1 protein-coding gene is annotated in these 904 nt (G+C 60.5%); it reads right to left on the reverse strand.

Annotated elements, in window-relative coordinates:
- Positions 1–904 (reverse strand): IS701 family transposase (locus tag AC0L3P_RS39870; protein ID WP_473309446.1); only part of this gene is annotated, 904 nt, incomplete at both ends.

Genomic DNA, 904 nt, shown 5'->3' on the forward strand with positions numbered 1-904 from the left:
GATCAGTAGACCGCGTGTCCACAAACCGTCATTTGCACTGTTGGACTGCTCGGCCTCGAGATCCGCCAATTCGAGATAACACCAATCGTGCAGCCGCGGTCCTTTGGTTCCGGCTCCCGCCGACAGGCGCTTCCAGTCGGATGAGCGCCGCGTCCGGGCGAGGTCTGCAGCCGTACCGGCGACCGGCGGTCGCTTGCCCCAGGATCGAAACACATGAGCGCTGCTGACCCCAAGCACGTAGCCTTTGCCTGCCCGACGCAGTTGCTGTTCGATGTTGCCAACACCGTAGACGGTATCACCGGCAACCCACTTGAATGGTACAGACGCGGCTATCGCGCGCGCGATCATTCTCGTCGCAAGCTTTGGTTTGGTCGCAAAGTCGACATCGGCAGGCACATATGTGGCTTCAAGACGATCTGGATCGTCGGTCCATTCCTTCGGAAGATACAACGCGCGATCGATGAACGCATGACCATGACGCGAAACGTAGGCAGCGAAGACGCCGATCTGGCAGTTCGTGATCTTCCCTGCCGAACCAGTGTATTGCCGCGCCACTCCGCATGACGCTTTGCCCTGTTTGAGAAAGCCGGTCTCGTCGATCACCAGCACTGCATCGTCATCCGCCAAATGCTCGATGACATAGTCGTGCACGATATCGCGCAGAGCATCAGCGTCCCAGTCTCCACGACCCAGAATCGCCTGCTGCCGCCATGGGCCGGGATCGCCAGCCGCCTCCGCGCGCATCCAACCGGTCTTGCGCTGCTCATCTCCGAGCAGACCTTCCAGGAACAGGCCTGCATTCGTCGCAACACGCTCTTGCGTGAACAACGGACGTATCCGTTGCTTGATCTCTCGAAGCGACGCCGCCCACAACGCAAGCGTCTCCTCAACCGACGCGGCCCGC

The sequence above is a fragment of the Bradyrhizobium sp. WSM4874 genome (assembly GCF_055811835.1).